We start from the raw sequence: 20,573 nt of genomic DNA on the forward strand, positions 1-20,573 counted from the left end.
CGAAAGATGTACGACCCCACAGTCGCCCGGCTCACCTACCGGGCCCTGCTCGGCCGTCGCCGGGCCCTCATCCTGGGCGCACTGCCCCTGCTGCTGATCGCGATCTCCGTCGTCGTACGCGCCCTCACCGGCGCCGACGACCAGACAGCCTCCGACCTGCTGGGCAAGCTTGCGCTCGCCACGATGGTGCCGATCATCGGCGTCATCGCCGGCACGGGCGCGATCGGACCGGAGATCGACGACGGCTCGGTGGTGTACCTGCTGTCCAAGCCGCTGAAGCGGCCGACGATCATCTTCACCAAGCTGATCGTGGCGATCGCGGTGACGATGGTGTTCTCCGCACTGCCCACCCTCATCGCCGGCTTCATCCTCAACGGCAACGGGCAGCAGATCGCCGTCGCCTACACGGTCGCCGCGCTGGTCTCCTCCATCGCCTACGCGGCGCTGTTCCTGCTGCTGGGCACGGTGTCCCGGCACGCGGTGGTCTTCGGACTGGTGTACGCGCTCGTCTGGGAGGCCCTGTTCGGCTCCCTGGTGCCCGGTGCGCGCACGCTGAGCGTCCAGCAGTGGTCGCTGGCGGTCGCCCACAAGGTCGCCGGCGGCGACCTGGTCACCTCCGACGTCGGCCTGACCACGGCCACGGTGTTCCTGGTCGCGGTGACCGTCCTCGCCACCTGGTACGCCGGGCAGAAGCTGCGCACGCTGAAGCTCGCCGGTGAGGAGTGACAAGTCCTGACCTTGACGGGGACTTCACCTCTGTCCGGACAGACTGGGCACATGGGGACGTACGACTGACGCACCTGGGGACGTACGACTGAGAGGAACGGGAATGGCAGACGACTGGGACGAACTGGTCCTGGACGAGGACTTCATACGGGGCGCCGAGACCTCCGAGCCGTCTGCCCGTGCCCGCATGCTCGCCGCCCGCTGGCGCAACGAGGAGCCCGAGCCACAGCCCTGGCGCTCCGACGAGCCGCCCGCGGGCTGGTTCTTCAGCAAGGCGCGCCGGCGCAGGTGGCGGCGGCGCTGATCCCCGTACGCCCGTTGCCCGGTCGTTTTATTCGGTGGCGTCCAACTCGTCCGACAGGCACAGTGGTTGTGTCCACACCGCCGGACGCCCGCACTTTCGGATGCTGCTCCGGCGCCACGTTCTGGGAGAGGAGCCGGGCGATGTCCATGCACGACAGTTCGTCCAGCTCCCGACAGGGCAGCCCGCGGCGGGTTCCGGTGTAGTTACCCCACCGTCGAACCCGCTCCGCACGGGGAGCTGCCCGGGGCGGCCGCTTCGAGCACGCGATGTCGCTCTCGCGTGGGCCGCCCACCCGGAGGATTGGCCGAGTGGTAAGGCACTGGCTTGCTAAGCCAAGGTCGGGGGTCACACCCCGCGCACGTTCGATCCGTGCATCCTCCGCAAGAAGCCGAAGAACTAGCCCAGCAATTGCTCCAGCACCACCGCGACCCCGTCCTCCTCGTTGGAGGACGTCACCTCGTCCGCCACCGCCCTGAGTTCCTCGTGGGCGTTGGCCATCGCCACGCCCCGCGCCGCCCAGGCGAACATCGGGATGTCGTTGGGCATGTCGCCGAAGGCGATCGTGTCCGCCGCCTTGATGCCCAGGCGGCGGGCCGCCAGCGACAGGCCCGTCGCCTTGGACAGACCCAGCGGCAGCAGCTCCACGATGCCCTCGCCCGCCATGGCGACCGTGACGAAGCCGCCCGCGGCCTCGCGCGCCGCCTCGGCGAGCTCGTCGTCGGACAGCTCCGGGTGCTGTATGTAGATCTTGTTCAGCGGGGCCGACCAGAGGTCGGACGCATCCGCGAACGGAGTCACGGGAAGTTCGCCGGTGAGCGCGTACCCCGGCCCCACCAGCACATCGCCGTCCAGCCCGTCGCGGCTCGCCGCCAGGTGCAGCGGGCCGACCTCCGCCTCGATCTTCGCCAGGGCCACGCCCGCCAGCTGCCGGTCCAGGGTCACCGACGTCAGCAGACGGTGCGCCCCGGCGTCGTACACCTGCGCACCCTGACCGCAGACCGCGAGGCCCTCGTAGCCGAGGTCGTCGAGGATGTGCCGGGTCCAGGGGACCGCGCGGCCGGTGACGACGATGTGCGCGGCGCCCGCAGCGGTGGCCGAGGCGAGCGCGTCACGGGTGCGCTGCGAGACCGACTCGTCGGAGCGCAGAAGCGTTCCGTCGAGGTCGGTCGCGATGAGTCTGTACGGGAACCCGGGGGGCGCGGACGCGTCGCTCACTTGGCGACCGGCTCCAGGACCTCCCGGCCGCCCAGGAACGGGCGCAGCACCGGCGGTACGTACACCGAGCCGTCGGCCTGCTGGTGGTTCTCCAGGATCGCCACGATCGTGCGCGGTACGGCGCACAGCGTGCCGTTGAGCGTCGCGAGCGGCTTGACCTGCTTGCCGTCACGCACGCGGATCGACAGGCGGCGGGACTGGAACTCGGTGCAGTCCGAGGTCGAGGTCAGCTCGCGGTACTTGCCCTGCGTGGGGATCCACGCCTCGCAGTCGAACTTGCGGGCCGCCGAAGAGCCCAGGTCGGCCGAGGCGACGTCGATGACGCGGAACGGCAGCTCCAGCGAGGTCAGCCACTGCTTCTCCCACTGCAGCAGACGCTGGTGCTCGGCCTCCGAGTCCTCCGGGGCGACGTACGAGAACATCTCGACCTTGTCGAACTGGTGGACGCGGAAGATGCCCCGGGTGTCCTTGCCGTGCGAGCCGGCCTCACGGCGGAAGCAGGGCGAGAAGCCCGCGTAACGCAGGGGCAGACGGTCGGCGTCGAGGATCTCGTCCATGTGGTACGCGGCGAGGGGGACCTCGGAGGTGCCGACCAGGTAGAGGTCGTCCTTGTCGAGGTGGTAGACGTCCTGGGCCGCCTGGCCGAGGAAGCCCGTGCCCGCCATCGACTGGGGGCGGACCAGGGCGGGCGTCAGCATCGGCGTGAAGCCGGCCGCGGTGGCCTGCGCGATCGCCGCGTTGACCAGGGCGAGCTCGAGCAGGGCGCCGACACCCGTCAGGAAGTAGAAGCGCGAGCCGGAGACCTTCGCGCCGCGCTCCACGTCGATCGCACCGAGGAGCGTGCCGAGCTCCAGGTGGTCCTTGGGCTCGAAGCCCTCGGCGCCGAAGTCGCGGATCGTGCCGTGCGTCTCGAGGGTGACGAAGTCCTCCTCGCCGCCGACGGGCACGTCGGGGTGGACGAGGTTGCCGAGCCGGAGGAGCAGCTCCTGCGTCTCGGTGTCGGCGGCGTCGCGCTCGGCGTCGGCGGCCTTGACGTCGGCAGCGAGCTGGCTCGCCTTCTTCAGCAGCTCCGCCTTCTCGTCCGCGGAGGCCTTGGGGATGAGCTTGCCGAGCTGCTTCTGCTCGGCGCGCAGCTCGTCGAAGCGGACGCCGGACGACCTGCGCCGCTCGTCGGCAGACAGGAGAGCGTCGACGAGCGCGACGTCCTCTCCACGGGCGCGCTGGGACGCGCGCACACGGTCGGGGTCCTCACGGAGCAGGCGAAGGTCAATCACGCGGCCAAGGCTACCGGTGCCGGGATACGGCCCACGACTCACCATTCCCAACAGTCGCCAATTGCGGCTTACGTTCAGTTATGAGCGAATTGCCCACAGTGTCAACAAAAGGCGTCTCACTCCCTGGAACGGGCCAGCCGGTTGGCGCCCGGTTGACCCGATTCCCTTGTGAGGAGCGGGACTTGGGGTTTGGTTGTCCACAGCGATCCACACCCCCGAAGAGAGTTATCCACAGGCTGTGCGGGGGGTCTGTGGATTTCGGAATTGATCACTCCGAAACCGGTGGGTCACGCCGAGGAATCGTGCCTCAGACCCCGATTTACCACCACTTTCGAGTGGAAAGCGGTCGCCCCAAAGGATTGCCTAAAGGAAACAGGTGGACGAACGGTGACATGCGAGCTGATGGACACGAGAGGGCTCCGCAGGCGGATTTGTCGACAGAGTCATGGTTCCGTGTCGACTTGTCCCCAGGTCGAGAACCTTGCCTGTGGATAACTTCTGTGGACAACGAAAATGTGCAGGTAGGACCGGCCGGCCAGACCGGCTAGAAGCGGCCGTCCTGGCAGCGCGCGACCCAGTCCGACGCTGCGAGGAACTCCTCGTCCGAGGTCCCCTGACGCGGTGCGCGCACGTCCGCGACGCCGATGTCCGCACGCGGGTACGAGCCCAGGAAGCGCACTTCCAGGCAGATCCGCTTGAGTCCCATCAGGGCCTCGGCCACCCGGCGGTCGGAGATATGGCCCTCGGCGTCGATGCAGAAGCAGTAGTTGCCGATGCCGGCACCGGTGGGCCGGGACTGCAGCAGCATCAGGTTGATGCCACGGGTGGCGAACTCGCCCAGCAGATCACGCAGACCACCGGGATGGTCGTCGCGCTGCCACAGGACGACGGACGTCTTGTCGGCGCCGGTGGGGGCCGCCGGCCGGGCGGGCCGGCCGACCAGCACGAACCGGGTCTGCGCGTTCTCGGCGTCATGGATCCCGGTCTCCAGCGCCTCCAGTCCGTACCGGGCGGCCGCGAACTCGCCCGCGAAGGCGGCGTCGTACTGGCCCTCCTGGACCAGGCGGGCGGCGTCCGCGTTCGAGGCGGCGGACTCCCAGTGGGCGTCCGGGAGGTTGTTCTTCAGCCAGTTGCGCACCTGGGGCTGGGCGGCCGGGTGGGCGGAGACCGTCTTGATGCCGGAGAGCTTCGTACCCGGCCTGACCAGCAGCGCGAAGGTGATCGACAGCAGCACCTCGCGGTAGATCATCAGCGGGGCGCCCGCGACCAACTCGTCGAGGGTGGTGGTGATGCCGCCCTCGACGGAGTTCTCGATCGGCACGAAGGCGGCCTCGGCCTCGCCTGCGCGGACCGCGTCCAGCGCGGACTGGACGGACACGTACGGGATCAGTTCCCGGGTGGCCGCTTCGGGAAGGGTGCGCAGGGCGACTTCGGTGAAGGTGCCCTCGGGGCCGAGATACGCGTAGCTCGCTGGCATGACCTCACCCTAATGGGCCTTACACACGCGCGGCTCATCCCTCGAGCAGTCGCTGCCCCACGTACTCGCCCTGTGCCGCTCCGCCCGGTACCGCGAACAATCCGCTCGCCTCGTGCCGGATGTACTTCGACAGGGCGTCGCCGCGGTCGAGCTTGCGCTGGATGGTGACGAATCCGCGCAGCGGGTCGGCCTGCCAGCACACGAAGAGGAGCCCGGCGTCGGGGACGCCGTCCGCGTCGAACCCGTCGTGGTACGAGAACGGGCGGCGCAGGATGGCCGCCCCGCCGTTCTGGTCGGGGCGGGAGATACGGGCGTGGGCGTTGCCGGGGACGACGTAATTGCCCTGCGCGTCGGTCTTCTCCAGGTCCATCGCGGTCGTCTCGGTGCCCCCGGACAGGGGGGCACCGTCGGACTTGCGGCGGCCGATGACGTTCTCCTGGTCCGTGAGGGAGAGCTTCTCCCAGTCGTCGAGGAGCATGCGGATGCGGCGTACGACAGCGTAGGAGCCGTTCGCCATCCAGGCGGGGTCGTTGGAGCCCGAGGAAGGCACGAAGATCCGCTTGTCGAAGTCGGACTCGGTCGGCTTGGGATTGCGGGTGCCGTCCAGCTGGCCCATGAGGTTGCGGGCCGTCATCGGGTGGGCGGTTGCGCCCGGAGTGCGGTTGAAGCCGTTCATCTGCCAGCGGATACGGGCCGCGCTGCCCGCGTCCTTCTGGATCGCACGCAGGGCGTGGAAGGCGACCAGGGCGTCGTCGGCGCCGATCTGCACCCACAGGTCGCCGTTGCTGCGGGCCTTGTCGAGCTGATCGGAGGAGAAGTCGGGCAGAGGGTCGAGGGAGACCGGGCGCTGCTTCTCCAGGCCGGTGCGGGAGAAGAAGCTGTGGCCGAAGCCGAAGGTGATCGTCAGGGACGACGGGCCCGCGTCCCGTGCGACATCTGTGTCGTCGCTCGCCGCAGCCTCGCCCGCCATCAGCCGCTCGGCCGTCGCCGACCAGCGACGCAGCAGTGCGGCAGCCTCCTTGCGGCCCGCGCCCGCCGTCAGGTCGAAGGCGACGAGATGGCCGCGGGCCTGGAGGCCCTCGGTGATGCCGGGCTGGTGTTTCACGTGAAACATCACCCGATTGGAGCCGATTGAGCTGAGCGGGGTGGCCTCGGAGGGTGCGGCGGCATACCCCACGGCTCCGCCGGCCGCGCCGAGCACGAGCCCGGTGGCGCCGGCGGTGCCGAGCAGCTTCCGTCGCGAAATGCCGTCTCCGGAGAGCACCTTTTCGGAAACGCTCTCCTTCGGAGCCGCGTGGGGAGCTGCGTCGGGAGTGCGGGCCTCCCGAATGGACTTGTCAGCCATGGTGCGATTCAGCCGATCTGCGCGTTCTTGGAGACGGTCACCTGGTCGATGTCGGAGGTGCGCACGGTCACAGCGACCTTCCAGTCGCCGGCCATGGGGATCTGCACGCTGCTTGTCGCCCAGTGTCCGGTGGCGATGTGGTCGGGGTTGACGGGCAGCGGTCCGATCTTCTTGGCCTCCAGGGTGAAGGCGACCTTCACCTCGGGGATGTCGAAGGCGCGTCCGTTGGGCCGCTGGACGTAGACGTGCATGTCGTTGCCGCCCACGCGTGCGGGGTCGAGGTCCACGGACACCACGCCCTTGCCGTCCGTGCCGCCCGTGTCGAACGGCATGGTCAGGGTCAGCGCGCCGGACGACGAGTCCGCCGTCGACGAGGAGGACGAGGAGGCCGAGGTGGCGGCCTTGGCCTGCTGTTCCGTGCGTCCGGGCTCGGTCTGCGTCAGCACGGTGGTGACCGCGAGCAGGACCACGGCGACGCCCGCCTCGGCGAGTACGGAGCGCCGTAGGCCGAACCGGTCGGGGTCGGCGTCGCGCTGCCGCTTCTGCCGTGCGGTGGCCATGGCGGCCTTCTGGCGGGCGAGTTGGGCGGCGCGCTCGGAGTCGGCGGGGGCTTCGGAGTCACCGGAGGCGCGGGCCTCGTCGGCGCTCTCGGGCTCGTCGGGCTCCTCGGAGTCGGTCGTGGACGCGGTGCCAGCCTCGGCTGTGGAGCCACGAGCAGCCCTCGGCCCCGTGCCGGCCGAGGCGTCGGCGGACGTCGTCGCCGTCTTCGCCGAGCCTGCTCCGGCCCGGGCGGCGGCCGGTTCCTTCACGCTCAGGTCGTCGCCCTCCGACGGCGTGTCCTCCACCGCCTCCTCGCGTGGCTGCACGACGGCGGTGTCCGCCAGTCGTGCCGTCCACCGCCGGGAGATCCCCGCGATGCCGACGAGCAGCGCCACGAGCCCGATCTTGACGAGCAGCAGCTGTCCGTACGTCGTGTCGGTGAACGCCGACCAGGAGCCGAGCTGGCGCCAGGACTGGTAGATGCCGGTCGCGACGAGGGCGAGGACGCTGCCGAAGGCGACTCGGGAGAAGCGGCGTACCGCCGCGGCCTCGATCGGGGTGTCCGACCGGTACAGCGCTACGAGGAGCGCGCACAGGCCGCCGAGCCATGCGGCCACGGCCAGCAGATGGACGACGTCGACGGGCATCGCGACGCCCGGCTGGAGCCCGGTGGAGGCGTGCTCCGCCATCGCCCAGCTCGCCGCGAGCCCGGCTGCCACCACGGATCCGCCGATCGCGAGCCCGAACGTCAGGTCCCGCTTCTCCTCGTCCTCCCGCTTGTCGTAGGCGCCGAAGAGCACGGCGATGAACAGGGCCGCCGCGGCGAGCAGCAGCAGCCGGGAGATCAGCGCCGCGCCCGACTTGGTCTGCAGCACCTGCCCGAGCAGGCTCAGGTCGAAGATGGCGCCGACCTTGCCGGAGCTGGTGTAGGAGCCGCGCAGGAGCAGCAGCAGGAGGGTGGCCGAGGTGAGCGCGAGCCACCCGGAGACGACGAACCGCTGCAGCGCCCGTACGCCCGAGCCGCGCCGCCAGCAGGCGAGGACGAAGGCGGCGCCGCCGACCATGACGATGAAGCCGGCGTACGACGCATACCGGCCGAAGCCGTACAGCCAACCGACGATCCCGCCGCCCACCGTCCGGTCGGTGACCGAGACGGTGGTGGTGGAGGGGGCGCCGATGGAGAAGGTGAAGGCGCCGGCGACGGGGTGGCTGTCCGCGGACACGACCTGCCAGGACACCGTGTAGGTGCCGTCCGGCAGGCCGCTGTGCAGCGGCACGGCGTAGGACGTGCCGCTCACGTTGGACGGTTTGCCGGTGTCGACGCGCTTGCCCTTGGGGTCGAGGACGCGCAGTGAGTCCTCGGAGGTGGCGACCTTCTCGGAGAAGGTGAGCGTGACCTGGCTGGGTGCCTTGTCGACCACCACCCCCTGGGCGGGGTCGCTGCCGGTCAGCGCGGCGTGCGCGGAGGCCGGCCCGGCAGCGGCGAAGAGCATGCCGAGGACGGCCAGGAACAGCAGCGCCAGAGTCCGCACGCGGCGGGGGGTGATGGTCCGGGTCACAGTGGTCCCTCCCTCAGTGGCCGGTCGCGGGGTTGTACGTGGCCGACTTGACCGGCATCTCAACCTTGATCGGGCCGGACTTGGCGAAGTGCAGTTCGAGGGTCACTTTCTCGCCCTGCTTCGGCTTGTGCTTCAGGTTCTCGAACATCAGGTGGTTGCCGCTGCTCTTGAACACGAGTTGACCGTGAGCGGGGACATCCAGGGACTTGACCTCCTCCATGGACTGCCCGACCGTCTCGTGGACGGTCACGCTGCCCGCGGCGTCACTGGTGACGGAGGTCAGTGCGTCCTTGGTGCCGCCCTTGTTGGCGATGGTGAGGAAGCCCGCGGCCATGTCGGAGACGGGCTGGGGCATGTAGGAGGAGCTGACGGACAGGTCGGCCTTGGCGTCGCCGGAGCCGCCGCAGCCCGCCAGCGCCAGTGCTCCCGCCAGCACCGCGGCGGGGGCGACGAGGTGCCTCACGGGTTCTCCCCCTTGATGATCTTGGGGAGGTCCTTGGTGTAGTCGCCGACCTGGGCGTCCTCGCCGTAGAGGACGTAGCCGCCGTCGGTCTTCGGCGAGAACGCGATGACCTGGGTGCCGTGCACCGAGACGGTCTTGCCGGTCTTCTTGTCCTTGTGGGTCGGCTCGATGGAGATGCCGAGGGTGCGGGCGCCGGCCTGGATGGTGGCGAAGTCGCCGGTCAGACCCACGAACTGGGGGTCGATGCCCTTGAGCCACTTGCCGAGTTCGGCCGGGGTGTCGCGCTGGGGGTCGGTGGTGACGAACACGACCCGCAGCTTGTCCTGTTCGGCCTTCGGCAGCTGCTTCTTGGCGACGGCGATGTTGCTCATCGTCAGCGGGCAGATGTCGGGGCAGTGGGTGTAGCCGAAGTAGATCAGCGTCGGCCGGCCCGCGGTCTCCTTGCGGAAGTCGTACTTCTTGCCCGTGGTGTCGGTGAGGACGAGGTCCGGCTTCTCGAACGGCTTGTCGAGAACGGTCGCGGCCTTCTGCGAGGTCTCCTCGGAGACCACGGCGACGGGTGAGTTGCTGTCGTCGCCGCTGCCGCAGGCGGAGAGGGTCAGGGTGGCGGCGGCGAGCAGCGCGGCCGCGGCGAACGTCTTCTTGCGCATAGAAAAATGTCCCAGATGTGAGAGCTCCGGTGTGCACCGGGGGCCGTACGGCCCCCGGTGCACCACACGGAAGAACGGGCCTCAGGCGTCGCTGCGACGACGTCCGGCGAGCACGCCGTACGCCACGCCGAGCGCGCCGACGACGATGCCCACGACGGCGAGCACGCGCGCGGTGATGTCGCTGCCGTCGGAGGCGGAGGTGCCGGCGGCCGTGTTCTCGGTGGTCTTGGTCTCGTCGGAGGCGTCCTTGGCGGTCGAGCCGTGCGAGTGGCCGTCCTCGGAGGCGGCGGACAGGGTGAGCACGGGGGCCGGGTTCTCGGGCTCCTGCCCGCCGTCCTTCTGCACCTCGATCCAGCGCACGACCTCGTTGTTCGAGTACGTCTGCAGGGCCTTGAAGGTCAGTGCGTCGGCGTCCTCGGGCAGCGCGCCGACGGAGACCGGGAACTTCTCGAAGTAGCCGGGTTCGATGCCCTTGCCGTCGGCGGTCCAGGTGATCTTGGAGACGGCCTCGCTGATCTTCTTGCCGTGCACCTCGAGCGGCTTGGCGAGCTTGGACTTGGTGACCTTGATGTTCCAGCCGTTGATCGGCTCCGGCAGGGCGGAGGCCAGCGGATGGTCGGTCGGGAAGGCCACCTCGAGCTTGGTGGTCGAGGCGTCGTCGCGCTCGTTGGGGACCTTGAAGTCGACGACCGCGTAACCGCCCTTGGCGGCCGTGCCCTCGGGCTGCACGGTGACGTGCGCGAACGCGGGCGCGGACAGGACGACGACGGCACAGGCGGCGAGGGCGCCGGTGGCTGCGAGACGGGAAGCCTTCATGAACGGATGCACTCCACTTCGGGTTTCGAGTGAGTTCCGGTGGTCGGAGAACGCGTGCGCATGGGTGCCGAAAAATGCGGGCACGCGCGTGTGCCGCACGACGGCGGCCCCGGTCCCACGGATGTGGAGTGGCGGTCGCGTCGCGTCAGGCGGCGAGGACGAGGGCCGCGGCCGGCGGGCCGCGCCTGATCACCGTGTGCTGGAGTGCGGTGGTACGGGGCTTCGGCGGCGCGAGCAGCGCGGTGCGCGGCGGTCGCGGGCCCGCCTCGGGCGCGGCCGGGAGCCCGGCACACAGGGCGCGCACCAGCGCGAGCGCCGCGCGCAGGGACCGTACGAATGCGCCTTCGGCCATCGAGTGGGCCGAGAGTTCCATGAGCCGCAGCAGGGCCAGGTCGCCGCGGCGCAGCAGCCAGCCGGCGGCGATCGCCGCGAGGATGTGGCCGAGAAGCATCGGCAGGGACGGCAGCAGCGAGGCCGGGGAGGTGGCGGCGGACAGGGCGTCCGCCGGATGGTGCATGGAGCTCATGTCCATGCTCATGGCGGTGTCCGGGGAGATCCGGGCGTCGGCGAGGAGCCTGCGGGCCTGGGCGGGGCTGATCGCCGCAGCCGTCGTCCCGCACACGAGCCGCGCCGCCCGCTCCACCAGCGAGGCGTCGGAGGTCGAGGTCATGGAGGACATCGACATCGCGCCCGAGGAGACCGTCTGCTGGCCCAGCCCGAACAGCGTGTGCAGCAGGGTCTGTCCGGCCGCGAGCAATGCCGCGATCCCGGTCAGCGAGCGGACCCGCCCGGCGAGCGGTACCGCCACCAGGGCGGCCCCCAGGAAGCCCGCGCCCAGCGTCCACAGCGGAACCGTGGCGCAGGAGGCGAGGGTGTGACCGCCCGCGGCCAGCACGACGCAGACCGCGGCGAACACCGCGGCCCGCAGTATCCGGAGATCGTTTCCGGAGCGCACCGTGCGCTGGTGGGGGGCAGTCATGGCGTGCTCATCATCGCACTGGGCCCCTGGCCGCCATACGGCAGGTCCGCAAGGTTCCCTACCGACCGGAAGATCACTTTCTGCTACGACCGGCACGCACATACACCGATTCCGTTTCGGACGCATCGCCCATATGGGCGGCATCACGTCAACTCCGTGCTTACGCACGGCTGCGCGCGGCAATAAGAAACGGTATGTCGAGCCGCGGCCGGGAGGCTGGAGCATGAGCATCTGGTGGTCACTCCACTTGCGGCGTGAAGCCGCGAGCGTTCCGCTCGCCCGACGCCTCCTGCTCGGCACGATGGAGACGGCGGGCGTCGACCCGGACGTCTCCTACGACCTCTCCGTCGCCCTCACCGAGGCCTGCGCGAACGCCGTCGAGCACGGCGGTGACGCGGTGCACGGCGCCTCGTCGGAGGCGTACCGGGTCACCGCCTACCTCGACGGCGAGAAGTGCCGTATCGAAGTCACCGACTCGGGCCCGGGGTTCGCCTTCTCCGCGACCCCTCGCCCCGCCCGCCCCGAGGCCGAGCACGGCCGGGGGCTCGGGCTGATCAGGGAGCTGGCCGACCACGTCCACATCGGCCACAAGCCGGGGCGTGCGGGCACGGTGGTGAGCTTCGACAAGATCCTCAAGTGGCGGGACGACTCACCGCTGATGGCGGTGTGAGGGGCTCTCGGCTTCCTCGGCATTCACAGTCGGTTCTTGTCGGCGCCTACTCCGGTTCCCTGCGCTGCTCGGCCAGGGCGCTTGCGCCCGGACTCGCGGCGACGGCCGCCGCCCACCGCATCGGCGAGCCCACCCCGCAGCCGCACGCGGAGCGGTCGCCGGGCGTGTACGGCCGGTGTGAGGGGGCCTCAGGGCCTCTCCGGCGCCTCGGCGTACGCCTGCTCGGGGTTTCCTCGGCGCCCCCTGTTACTGGGCGCGCTGCCGGTCGGCACGCGCGCACCGCCCGTATGACCCGGAGGCTCTCTCAGGCCCCCTCCAGGACCTTGCCCAGGACCTCCAGCGCCTCCGGATACGCGCGCTCCCGAGGCGTCCCGTACCCGACCACGAGACCTTGCGGCCGCCCCTCGCCGGGTGTGTGCCAGTGGTCTCCCAGGTGCCCGACGGCGAGCCCCTCCGCCTCGGCCCGCTTCAGCGCCGCCTCCTCGTCGGCGACCTCCACGAGCGCGTGCAGCCCGGCGGCGATCCCGCGCACGTCGTGCTTTCCGCCGAGCCGGTCCAGGAGCTGGTCCCTGCGTCTGCGGTATCTGAGCCGGCACGCGCGCACATGCCGGTCGTAGGCATGGCTGTCGATGAGTTCGGCGAGCGCCAACTGGCCGATGGACTCGGTGTGGTGGTCGCTGTGCAGCTTGGCGTCGGCGACCGCGTCGACCAGGTGCGGCGGCAGCACCATCCAGCCGAGCCGCAGCGCGGGCCCGAGCGTCTTGGAGGCGGTGCCCAGATAGACGACCCGCCCCGGCGCCATCCCCTGGAGCGCGCCCACGGGCTGCCGGTCGTAGCGGAACTCCCCGTCGTAGTCGTCCTCGACGATCAGCCCGCCACGCGCGCGTGCCCAGTCCGTGAGCGCCCGCCGCCGCTCGGGGTGCAGCGTCACACCGGTCGGGTACTGATGCGCAGGCGTGACGACGACAGCCTTGAGGTCCCCCAACTCCTGTGCGCACAGGCCTCGTTCGTCCACCGGCACCGGCACCACACGTCCCCCGTTGCGCCGCACCACCTCCCGGTGGAACGGCAGCCCCGGGTCCTCCATGGCGATCTCCGCACCGTCCAGCACACGTGTGAGCAGCGCCAGCCCCTGTACATACCCGGAGGTGATCACGATCCGCTCGGGCGGCGCGATGACGCCCCGGGCCCGTCCCAGATAGCCCGACAGCGCGGTCCGCAGCTCGATGCGGCCGCGTGGGTCCCCGTAGTCGTACGCCAGCAGCGGCGCCGTGGCGATGGCCCGCCGCAGCGCCCGCAGCCAGGCCGCCGCCGGAAACGCCCCGACGTCGGGACTGCCGGGCCGCAGATCGAAACGCGGGGTACGTGCGCGTGCGGCCGCCTCCGGCGCATCCGCGTCCAGCGAGGGCAACGAGGCGACCTGGGTTCCTGACCCCTGCCGGGCCGTCAGATACCCCTCGGCGACCAGCTGGTCGTAGGCGGCCTTGGCGGTCCCCCGCGAGACACCGAGCTCGGTGGCGAGCCGCCGGGTGGCCGGCAGCCGCGTCCCGGGCGCGAGCCGCCCGTCCCGCACGGCGTCCCTGAGCGCCCGCTCTAGCCCGACCCGCCGCCCGTCACCGGAATCGGGCTCGAGATGCAGGTCGACTCCGACGCCGGACCAGAAGTCGTCCACGACGACGCTCCCCCCAGGTTTGGTGATTCCAGGCACGTCAATGGCCGGGCACCTCCCTGGTACCCGGCCATCCGTCTCGTATCAGCTCTTGAGCGAGGCCATCCACGCCTCGACCTCGTCGGACCGGCGCGGCAGCCCGTCCGACAGGTTCCGGTTGCCGTCGGCCGTCACCAGGATGTCGTCCTCGATCCGGACCCCGATCCCCCGGTACTCCTCCGGCACCGTCAGGTCGTCGGCCTGGAAGTACAGCCCCGGCTCGACCGTGAGCACCATCCCGGGCTCCAGCGTCCCGTCGACGTACGACTCCACGCGCGCGGCAGCGCAGTCGTGCACGTCCATGCCGAGCATGTGCCCGGTGCCGTGCAGCGTCCACCGTCGCTGCAGCCCGAGCTCCAGCACCCGCTCCACCGGCCCTTCGACGAGCCCCCACTCGACGAGCCGCTCGGCGAGCACCCGCTGCGCGGCGTCGTGGAAGTCGCGGTACTTGCCGCCCGGCTGCACCGCCGCGATACCGGCTTCCTGGGCGTCGTACACGGCGTCGTAGATCTTCTTCTGGATCTCGGTGAAGCGCCCGTTGATCGGCAGGGTGCGCGTGACGTCGGCCGTGTAGTACGTGTGCGTCTCGACGCCCGCGTCCAGGAGCAGCAGGTCGCCCGAGCGCACCGGCCCGTCGTTGCGCACCCAGTGCAGCGTGCAGGCGTGCGGTCCGGCGGCGGCGATCGTGCCGTAGCCGACGTCGTTGCCCTCCACGCGTGCGCGGAGGAAGAACGTGCCCTCGATGTACCGCTCGGAGGTCGCCTCCGCCTTGTCCAGAACGCGTACGACGTCCTCGAAGCCGCGCACGGTCGAGTCGACGGCCTTCTGCAGCTCGCCGATCTCGAACTCGTCCTTGACCAGCCGCGCCTCGGAGAGGAAGACCCGCAGCTCCTCGTCGCGCTCGGCGGTGACCTTGTCGGTGAGCGCGGCCTCGATCCCGGCGTCGTACCCGCGCACGACCCGCACGGGACCGGTGGCCTCACGCAGCGCATCGGCCAGTTCCCGCACGTCGGAGGCGGGGATGCCGTACAGCTTCGCCGCCTCGGCGAGGGAGTGCCGGCGGCCGACCCACAGCTCGCCCTGGCCGGAGAGCCAGAACTCGCCGTTCTCCCGGTCGGAGCGGGGCAGGAGGTAGATCGTCTCCTGGTGACCGTCCGCGGTCGGCTCCAGGACCAGCACGCCGTCCTCGGTCTGGTTGCCGGTGAGGTACGCGTACTCGACGGACGCGCGGAAGGCGTACTCCGTGTCGTTCGAACGGGTCTTCAGGTTGCCCGCCGGGATCACCAGACGCTCGCCCGGGAACCGCGCCGACAGTGCGGCGCGCCGCGCGGCGGTCTCGGCGGCCTGGGCGATCGGCTCCAGGTCGTGCAGCTCCGTGTCGGCCCAGCCGGACTTCATGTTCTCGGCCAGCTCGTCGGACACGCCCGGGTACAGGCCGTTCTTCCGCTGCTTGATCGGCTCTTCGGTCTCTTCCTCCGGGCCCGCTGCGTCAGCAGCAAATGTCTCAGCCGGGGTGAGCTCGTCGGCCACGGTCATCCTCCTCGATACGGCACTGGACCGCCTCCATCGTACGGTCGTACGGAAGGAAGCCCAGGCCCGGAAGACCCCTGCCGACCGCTACTCGAAGCGGGCCGCCAGCAGCACCACGTCCTCATCGCTCTCCGCCGCGTCCAGCCCGTCCGGCAGCACCGTGCGCAGCACATGGTCGGCGATCGCGTCCGGGTCGTGCCGCAGCGCCCTGGGGACGCCGGCCGCCGCCGCGTGCAGCCGGGCGAAGGCGCGGTCGGTGGGGTCGCCGGTGCGGTGCAGCAGACCGTCGGTGTAGAGCAGCACCGTCTCGCCGCGCTCCGCCTGGAACTCCATGCTCGGCGCCTCCCAGCAGGCGAGCATGCCGAGCGGCGCGGACACGGACGTCTCCACGTACTCGGTGCGCCGCTCGCCGATCAGCAGCGGCGGGCTGTGCCCGGCACCGGCCAGCGTGATCTTGCGCAGGGAGGGCTCGCAGTAGGCGAACAGGGCGGTCGCGGAGCGGGCGGGCTCGGTGAGGCGGAGCAGCAGTTCCAGGTCGGACAGGACCGCCACCGGGTCCTCGCCCTCCATCACGGCGTACGCGCGCAGGGACGCCCGCAGCCGCCCCATCGCGGCGACCGCGCTCGGCCCGGAACCGGTGACCGAGCCGACCGCGAGACCCAGCGCGGCATCCGGCAGCGGCAGTGCGTCGAACCAGTCGCCGCCGCCGCGCGGACCGGTGCGGTGGCGGGCGGCGAGCTGGACGCCGGCCACCCGGGGGAGCCGGGACGGCAGCAGCTCCTCGGCCATCGTCGTCATGCACGCGCGTGTGCGTTCCACCTCCACCAGCCGGGCCAGGTGCTCGCCGGCGTAGCGGGCGTAGAGCCCGACGAGGTGGCGCTGCCGCTCGAGCGGTTCGGCGGGCTCGTCGTAGAGCCAGACGGCGGCGCCCAGACGGCCCGAGCGCTCGCCGGCCAGGGGAAGGGCGTAGCAGGCGGCATAGCCGAGACGGGCGGCGACCTCGCGATGCCGGGGGTCGAGCCCGTCCTCGGCGAACAGGTCCGGCTGGGCGATCTCGGCGTCCCCGCCCGGCAGTCCCTCGAGGATGCGGCCGTACGACATGGCACTGCGCGGCACCGTCTCGATGTGCCCGAGGTCGGCGCGGGCGAGGCCGAGGCCGATGGTGGTGTCCGGTCCGAGGCCGTCGACCGGTTCCAGTACGACGAGACCGCGCCGGGCGCCGACGAGGGCGGCTCCGGCGCGCAGCAGTTCCGTCAGGGCGTCCGCGACCGAGTCCGTGCGGTTCAGGCGTTCGGTGAGCTCATGGAGGGTGGTGAGGTCCGAGACCCAGCCGGCCAGCCGGTCGGTGAGCAGCGCCCCCGGGGGGTTGGGCGGCGGGACCGGAGAGGTACCCGGGGCTGCGGGCGCGGGTGCGGCAGTGTGTGCGGGCGACGGAACCGTTGAATCGATTCCGGCCACTTTCGGAGGGTGAGGGGCGTTCATGGCGTCCGGCTTCCCGACCGGTGCGTATTGCTCAAAAGCATCGCAAACCCCCATGTCATTCTGCGCCGCTAGCAGTGTCTCCACATGTACACGCACTCGTAAGGGGATGTCCAGCATTGTCCTGCTGGGATTCCTGGTGTCCATGGGCACCGAGTGATCCCCTTGTCTAAAAGCAAATTTGGCTTAAAACTGACTCGGGTAACGGGGTATTGCGGTCGACTGGGCTTGCTCGACGGAGCGTCACAGCGGTCGTGATGGGTACGTACTCGGAGAAGGCCAGGGGTGGTGGAGCGCCACCCGGAACCTGGTGACCGACTCCGGGCGTCTTAGCCACCGACGACCGAGCCCCATCCTCCCGTGGCGGAGGCGAAGAGAAATACGCGCGACAGCAAAACGCCAGACTTCGCCACCCCCACGCCACGCCCATGCTTTTGATGGATGCAGCATGGACGAGGCTGCCGCGGATGCAGTCAACGTTCGGCCCATAGGGGTTCCCCTTGCCCGGGGCAGGGGTGTGATGCGCCAACAGGTACGCACAGTGAAGTGATCGACACATGGTGTGATGTGGCCCCCACGGTGTTGCCAGCGGTGCAACGGAAAGGAACGAGCGCTCATGCGCGAGATCCTCGGAAGGCGACGCAGGCTCCTGTCCAAGCGCAGCGACGGAAGGCCTGAGTTGATCAGCGCGGCCCTGACCTTCGCGACGGAATGGCAGTGGCCCGTACTCCCGGGCGTGGCGGCGAACCCGCAGGCGCGTTCCCGCTGCGGCTGCCCCGACGCGGAGTGCACGGTGCCCGGCGCGCATCCCTTCGACCCCGGGCTGCTCGCGGCCACCACCGACGCCCGCATGGTGCGCTGGTGGTGGAGCAACCGGCCGGCCGCACCCGTCGTCCTGGCCACCGGCGGCAAGGCACCCTGCGCGGTGAGCATGCCGGCCCTCGCCGCCTCGCAGGCCCTGACCGCACTCGACCGCATGGGCATGCGCCTCGGTCCGGTCGTCGCCTCGCCGAGCCGCTGGGCGATCCTGGTGAAGCCGTACAGCATGGAGCAGTTGGGCGAGCTCCTCTACGCCAAGGACTTCGTCCCCGGCTCGCTCCGCTTCCACGGCGAGGGCGGCTATGTGGCCCTGCCCCCGTCCGAGACCGGCGAGGGCGAGATCCGCTGGGAGCGCGCGCCGCTGCCCGGCTCCGCCTCCCCCTGGGTCCCCGACGTCGAGGCCGTGGTGGACGCGGCCGTCGAGGCCCTCACTCGTACGGGTGTGAGCGCGCCCGAGTTGTAGGGGTGTCCGGCGCGCGCGGGACGGCACGCGCCCGCGTGCTCGTTATCTTCCGCACATGCTGCATGATCCTGGGGGACACCCCCCAGACCCCCGAATCCGTCTGCTCGCCATGGCGGGCGTAGTGGTGTGCGCAGTCGTGCTGCCGCTGGCCGTGGCCTCCGCGGGACCGGCGGGCGACGAGGGGCACACCGTGGTGCGTGCCCCCGCGCGCGCATCCGTACGTGCCTCCCCGCGTCCCCAGGACGCCAAGGCGCCCTCCGCCGCCCCCGCCCCTTCCCCCCTGCTCGATCTCGGCCTGGACACAGCCGTCCGCTGCGGCCCCGAACTCACCTCCCCCGAAGGCGTCGAGGCGCAGACCTGTGTGCTCACGCAGGGCGAGGACACCTGGGCGCGCACCTACTACCGCAATGTGACCGGCAAGGCCCTGGACTCCGCACTGAGTCTCATGGGGCCCGGGGGCCGCACCGTGCAGCTGAGCTGTGCCGTGGGCGCCGAGGACGAGCCGGGGATGTGCGAGACACCCCGGCAGCACACCCGGGGCGCGCTGGACGGCTACACGGCGGTCGCGGAGTTCGCGGGGCGGGCCGGGCACGGTCCGCTGCTGCTGCGCTCCGGGAGCAACTCCGGGAAAACCAGCGGGAGTTGACGGGCGCCCGCATTCCGTAAAGGAACCGCGCGCATGAAAAGACCCGGTTGCTGGCGACGGGGGATGCACCAGCAACCGGGCTACTGGAACGGTAACAAGAGATCCGCGGTTCGCAAATTCGATCCGGGCTTTCCAGTCACGTATTTGCTTGTTTCCAGCGGGACTTGTGAGCGGAGGCACCGGTTCCGGAAGATCGGGTCCCGCTGACTGGTCGGTCAGCCGGACCCGGTCTCGTCGCTCTTCGTCAACTCAGCGTGACCTGGCGGTTGGTGAGGCCGCCGCGTGCGCGGCGCTCGTCGGCCGTCAGCGGAGCGTCCGAATCGAGGGCCGTCGCGAGGCGTTCGGCGAACTCGGCCGCCGGCTTCTCGATGTCGTCCGCGCCGACCCCGCTCGGCAGGTCCCAGACCGGGACGGTGAGCCCGTGAGCGCGGAAGGAACCCACGAGGCGGGTGCCTTCACCCAGGTTCGACCGGCCCGCCGCGTGCAGCCGCGCGAGGGCGTCCAGAAGCTGCTCCTCCGGGTACGGCATGACCCAGCGCAGGTGGTTCTTGTCAGGCGTCTCGCACCAGTACGCGGCGTCCACCCCGGTGAGCTTCGCGGTCGGGATGGCTGCGGCGTTCGCCCGCTCCAGGGAGGCGGCCACCTCCGGCGTGGCGTTCTCGGAGTCCGGGACCCAGAACTCGAAGCCGCTGTGCACAACTGGCTCGAACACGCCTTCGGGATCGAGCAGATCCTGCAGCCGCGGACCGTCGGCCGGAGCGCGCCGGCCCTCGACCGGCGTGCCGGGCTCGACGGTCAGCGCGCGCTGGAGGGTGTCGGCGAGGTCGCGGCTGATGTCGCCGGACGCCGTGTCGTTCTGCAGCCCCAGCAGCACCGAGCCGTCGTCGCGGCGCAGGGCCGGCCAGGCCATCGGCAGCACCGTCGCCAGCGTGAGGGACGGGACGCCCTCGGGCAGGCCGCCCTTCAGGGGCAGCTCCACCGTGGCGGCCGGCACCAGCTCACGCAGCGCCACCCAGTCGCACTCGCCCGGAAGTCCCTCGAAGGGACGGTGTACGAGCTCGGTCACGGCGTGCGCGGCGGCCCGTCCGTGACAGGCCTTGTAGCGGCGGCCACTGCCGCACGGGCAGGGTTCGCGCGCGCCGACGACCGGGACCTCACCCTCCGTGATCTGCGGGCGCTTGGCCTTCGTCTGGGGTCGCTTCTTGGCCATCGTGGGTGTCTCCCGGTTACGGCTCGTCTGGTACGGCGGGAGCCTAGCCGTTCACGCCGTGCGCCACGGGGACCTGTGGACAGCCAGGTGTTCAGTCCAGGTCGTCGAACGCGTCCGCGAAGTCCAGGCCCGGCATCGCCGGGATCCTCGACACCGTCGGTGCGGTGACGCGCGTAGCGAAGTCGTCGCGTCGCAGCCGGGCGTCCGGGTCGTGGACGTCCTTGTGCACGACCACCCACACGGTGACCTCGCCGCGGGCGTCGTCCCGTACGCCCCAGTCGTCGGCCAGCGCGGTGATGATGTTCAGTCCGCGGCCGCCGTGCGCGGTGACCGAGGGCGTGGCCGGAGCCGGGCGGGTGGGCCCGCCACCGTCCGTCACCTCCACCATGAGCCGACCGCTGGGGTCCACCCGCCATGCGGCCCGGACGTCGCCGTCCCCGGCCAGGGCGTCGCCCAGTGGCCGGCCGTGCTTGCACGCATTGCTCAAGAGTTCGGAAAGAATGAGTACGGCATCGTCGATCACGGTGTCCGGCACGCCGCCCGAGCGCAGTTGCTCGCGCATACGGTGTCGCGCCTTCCCCACGCCCGCAGGGCCATGGGGTACGGCCATGCTCGACGACGTGGGCACCTCCTGTGCCACCACCAACGCCACCCCCGAGACCTCCTTTGCCCCACGCCACGGTGTGGATGCCCCATTGGC

At 70.8% G+C, this 20,573-nt stretch carries 19 protein-coding genes and 1 tRNA gene; 6 read left to right on the top strand and 14 right to left on the bottom strand.

Features of this window, described 5'->3' with window-relative positions; all coding sequences use genetic code 11:
- Positions 1-6: 6 nt before the first annotated feature.
- The 3 genes from ACWCRD_RS07050 (at position 7) to ACWCRD_RS07060 (ending at position 1,411) form a co-directional block, all read left to right on the top strand.
- Entirely contained in the window at positions 7-726 is a 720-nt protein-coding gene (locus ACWCRD_RS07050) for an ABC transporter permease subunit (protein ID WP_389072941.1), read from the top strand.
- 103 nt (positions 727-829) lie between these two features.
- On the top strand, positions 830-1,030 hold the full coding sequence (locus tag ACWCRD_RS07055; protein WP_450964895.1) for an SGM_3592 family protein: 201 nt from the start codon (positions 830-832) through the stop codon (positions 1,028-1,030).
- Positions 1,031-1,324: 294 nt separating this feature from the next.
- Positions 1,325-1,411 (top strand) — tRNA-Ser (locus tag ACWCRD_RS07060).
- 15 nt (positions 1,412-1,426) lie between these two features.
- Here ACWCRD_RS07060 and ACWCRD_RS07065 read toward each other — a convergent pair.
- The 9 genes from ACWCRD_RS07065 to ACWCRD_RS07105 form a co-directional block, all read right to left on the bottom strand.
- On the bottom strand, positions 1,427-2,245 hold the full coding sequence (locus ACWCRD_RS07065) for an HAD family hydrolase (protein WP_450964896.1): 819 nt from the start codon (positions 2,243-2,245) through the stop codon (positions 1,427-1,429).
- The gene (serS, locus tag ACWCRD_RS07070) at positions 2,242-3,519 is read right to left on the bottom strand and encodes a serine--tRNA ligase (protein WP_123966182.1); all 1,278 of its coding nucleotides are present in this window, start codon (positions 3,517-3,519) and stop codon (positions 2,242-2,244) included. Before serS ends, ACWCRD_RS07065 begins: the two co-directional genes overlap by 4 nt.
- A 544-nt stretch (positions 3,520-4,063) precedes the next feature.
- Positions 4,064-4,996: a prephenate dehydratase gene (pheA, locus tag ACWCRD_RS07075; RefSeq protein WP_450964897.1), complete on the bottom strand. Its 933-nt coding sequence runs from the start codon at positions 4,994-4,996 to the stop codon at positions 4,064-4,066.
- A gap of 34 nt (positions 4,997-5,030) precedes the next feature.
- Positions 5,031-6,341, bottom strand: coding sequence for an iron uptake transporter deferrochelatase/peroxidase subunit (gene efeB, locus ACWCRD_RS07080; RefSeq protein WP_450964898.1), 1,311 nt, complete (start codon positions 6,339-6,341; stop codon positions 5,031-5,033).
- 8 nt (positions 6,342-6,349) lie between these two features.
- Positions 6,350-8,440, bottom strand: coding sequence for a copper resistance protein CopC (locus tag ACWCRD_RS07085; protein WP_450964899.1), 2,091 nt, complete (start codon positions 8,438-8,440; stop codon positions 6,350-6,352).
- 13 nt (positions 8,441-8,453) lie between these two features.
- Positions 8,454-8,903 (bottom strand): copper chaperone PCu(A)C, encoded by a 450-nt coding sequence (locus tag ACWCRD_RS07090; RefSeq protein WP_450964900.1) that lies wholly within the window; start codon positions 8,901-8,903, stop codon positions 8,454-8,456.
- Positions 8,900-9,553: an SCO family protein gene (locus tag ACWCRD_RS07095; protein ID WP_450964901.1), complete on the bottom strand. Its 654-nt coding sequence runs from the start codon at positions 9,551-9,553 to the stop codon at positions 8,900-8,902. The genes ACWCRD_RS07090 and ACWCRD_RS07095 overlap by 4 nt, the downstream gene beginning before the upstream one ends.
- An 81-nt stretch (positions 9,554-9,634) precedes the next feature.
- Positions 9,635-10,369: a YcnI family copper-binding membrane protein gene (locus tag ACWCRD_RS07100; protein WP_450964902.1), complete on the bottom strand. Its 735-nt coding sequence runs from the start codon at positions 10,367-10,369 to the stop codon at positions 9,635-9,637.
- A gap of 145 nt (positions 10,370-10,514) precedes the next feature.
- Positions 10,515-11,348 carry a hypothetical protein gene (locus ACWCRD_RS07105; protein WP_450964903.1) on the bottom strand — a complete coding sequence of 278 codons (834 nt, stop codon included), beginning with the start codon at positions 11,346-11,348 and terminating at the stop codon, positions 10,515-10,517.
- Between the two features lie 223 nt (positions 11,349-11,571).
- Between ACWCRD_RS07105 and ACWCRD_RS07110 the strand changes: the two genes are divergently transcribed.
- Complete coding sequence (locus ACWCRD_RS07110; RefSeq protein ID WP_450964904.1) at positions 11,572-12,018, top strand: ATP-binding protein; 447 nt, start codon at positions 11,572-11,574, stop codon at positions 12,016-12,018.
- A 304-nt stretch (positions 12,019-12,322) separates the two neighbouring features.
- Here ACWCRD_RS07110 and pdxR read toward each other — a convergent pair whose 3' ends face one another.
- The 3 genes from pdxR to ACWCRD_RS07125 form a co-directional block, all read right to left on the bottom strand.
- Positions 12,323-13,690, bottom strand: coding sequence for a MocR-like pyridoxine biosynthesis transcription factor PdxR (gene pdxR, locus ACWCRD_RS07115; protein ID WP_450964905.1), 1,368 nt, complete (start codon positions 13,688-13,690; stop codon positions 12,323-12,325).
- 81 nt (positions 13,691-13,771) lie between these two features.
- On the bottom strand, positions 13,772-15,262 hold the full coding sequence (locus tag ACWCRD_RS07120) for an aminopeptidase P family protein (RefSeq protein WP_450964906.1): 1,491 nt from the start codon (positions 15,260-15,262) through the stop codon (positions 13,772-13,774).
- 81 nt (positions 15,263-15,343) lie between these two features.
- Entirely contained in the window at positions 15,344-16,855 is a 1,512-nt protein-coding gene (locus ACWCRD_RS07125) for a PP2C family protein-serine/threonine phosphatase (RefSeq protein ID WP_450964956.1), read from the bottom strand.
- Between the two features lie 496 nt (positions 16,856-17,351).
- On the opposite strand from ACWCRD_RS07125, the gene ACWCRD_RS07130 reads away from it, so the two are divergent.
- On the top strand, positions 17,352-18,017 hold the full coding sequence (locus ACWCRD_RS07130) for a bifunctional DNA primase/polymerase (RefSeq protein WP_450964907.1): 666 nt from the start codon (positions 17,352-17,354) through the stop codon (positions 18,015-18,017).
- A 55-nt stretch (positions 18,018-18,072) separates the two neighbouring features.
- Positions 18,073-18,663 carry a hypothetical protein gene (locus ACWCRD_RS07135; protein WP_450964908.1) on the top strand — a complete coding sequence of 197 codons (591 nt, stop codon included), beginning with the start codon at positions 18,073-18,075 and terminating at the stop codon, positions 18,661-18,663.
- A 244-nt stretch (positions 18,664-18,907) separates the two neighbouring features.
- Here the strand turns inward: ACWCRD_RS07135 and ACWCRD_RS07140 are convergent, their stop codons facing one another.
- Together ACWCRD_RS07140 and ACWCRD_RS07145 are read right to left on the bottom strand one after the other, a co-directional pair.
- Positions 18,908-19,873: a DUF5926 family protein gene (locus ACWCRD_RS07140; protein WP_450964909.1), complete on the bottom strand. Its 966-nt coding sequence runs from the start codon at positions 19,871-19,873 to the stop codon at positions 18,908-18,910.
- 91 nt (positions 19,874-19,964) lie between these two features.
- Positions 19,965-20,525: an ATP-binding protein gene (locus tag ACWCRD_RS07145; RefSeq protein ID WP_450964910.1), complete on the bottom strand. Its 561-nt coding sequence runs from the start codon at positions 20,523-20,525 to the stop codon at positions 19,965-19,967.
- Positions 20,526-20,573 lie beyond the last annotated feature (48 nt).

The sequence above is a fragment of the Streptomyces sp. NPDC002092 genome, from assembly GCF_053593775.1.